The organism is Actinosynnema sp., assembly GCF_052038725.1.
In genome coordinates, this window is record NZ_JBQGCX010001149.1 from 1 (window position 1) to 1505 (window position 1505).

Annotated in this window: 2 protein-coding genes; both read right to left on the reverse strand. The window is 77.9% G+C overall.

All coding sequences use genetic code 11. From position 1 onward, the window contains the following. Positions 1–540 (reverse strand): RNA repair domain-containing protein (locus tag ACTUAL_RS24180; RefSeq protein ID WP_440901856.1); only part of this gene is annotated, 540 nt, incomplete at its 3' end. Continuing rightward, positions 540–1505, reverse strand: a 966-nt coding sequence (locus ACTUAL_RS24185) for an AAA family ATPase (RefSeq protein ID WP_440901857.1), incomplete at its 5' end; no start/stop codon positions are given. The genes ACTUAL_RS24180 and ACTUAL_RS24185, both read right to left, overlap by 1 nt.

Below are 1505 nucleotides of genomic sequence, written 5' to 3' on the forward strand. Positions count from 1 at the left end.
GAAGGTGTAGCGCTCGCGCACCCACGGCGCGGCGGCCAGCATCGCGGCCAGCTCCGGCTCGACCTCCTGCAGCGCGATCACGTCGGCGTCCGCGACCTGGAGCTCGGCCAGCAGCAGCGGGCGCCGCCGCGCGGTGCGCACGAGCTCCGGGTTGTACTTGTCCCACAACGTGTTCCACGTCAGCACCCGCAGCGACGCGCCGGGTGGGGCGGCGCCGGAACCGGGACGCCAGCCGTCGACCGGGTGCCACGAGTGCGGCGCGCCCGCGTCGAAGTACGGCGGTCGCAGCACCCCGGCGGACCGGCCCCGCCCGGCCGCCGACCGCTCGATCCGGTCGACCCCGGACGCCCGGTCCCACAGCACCTCGCCGTCCGCCTCCACGAACAGCACCCGGTGCCACGGCACCTCGGTGGGGTCGAACACGACCATCGGCACCCGCTTGACCGCGGCCCCGCGCTGGGCGACGCCGAAGGTGAACCGGGCCTGGTCGAACCGGGCGTCCCAGCGGACCCGGTGGTAGACCTGCTCGCTGGTGCGCATCAGGGCTCTCCCCCGTCGTCCTCGATCTCGCCGCTCTCGCCCAGGTACCAGGTGCGGTGCGCCTGCCACGGGTACGGCGGGCTGTAGCGGCGCAGCTGAGCGGCGCGCACGGCGGCGGGCACCGGGTGCGGCCGGGCCGCGTCGCGCGCGTCGAGCACCCGTTCGGGCACGAGCGCCACGACGTGGGTGAGCAGCGCGCCGCGCCTGCGGGCCGCGGCGTCCACGGGCGCGCGCAGCTGGTCGGTGAGCGAGGTGGCGTCCCACACCACGTCACCGCCGCGCGCGAGCGCCGCGTCCAGCAGACCCCTCGCCTCGTGGGCGATCGCGTCGTTCGCGGACTGGTCGGAGCGGTCGCCGCGCGCGGCGCGCAGCTCGTCGAGCGAGACCAGCTCGCCCCAACCGCGCCCGAACGTGGACTTCCCGCTGCCGGACGGCCCGATCAGGTGCAGCAGCTCGGGGTGCGGCCCGCGCAGCCGCCACGTCGCGGCCACCGCCTCCTCCACGCCCAGCACCCGCCCCTGCTCGACGGACCGGTCGCGGCCGTCGGCCCAGCACAGCGCGGAACCGCTCTCGGCCAGCAGTCCCGCGCGCAGCCCGGCGAACGGGCGCGGGCCCAGCTCGTCGGCGTGCAGCGCGGACCACGCGGTGTTGTCGCGGGCAGCCGCGTCCGGGGCGAGCGCGGCGGACACGGCGTGCAGCACCCCGAGGTCGACGGCGGTGGCCAGCCGCAGCAGCCCGGAGCGGCGCAGCTCGTCGGGGAACTCGCGGTGCGGCCCCCGGTGCAGCCCGGCGACGTCGGCGACGCGGCGGGACAGCGGAAGTCCCGTCAGGGCGGCGAGTTCGGCGGCGAGGCGGGCGCGCGGCACGGCGTGCAGCGCGGTGGCCAGCACGGCGGTGAGGCGGCGGTCGCCGAGGGCGTCGGCGGGGTCGAGCCGGGCGAGCGCGTCGGCGTCGACCGGCAGCCC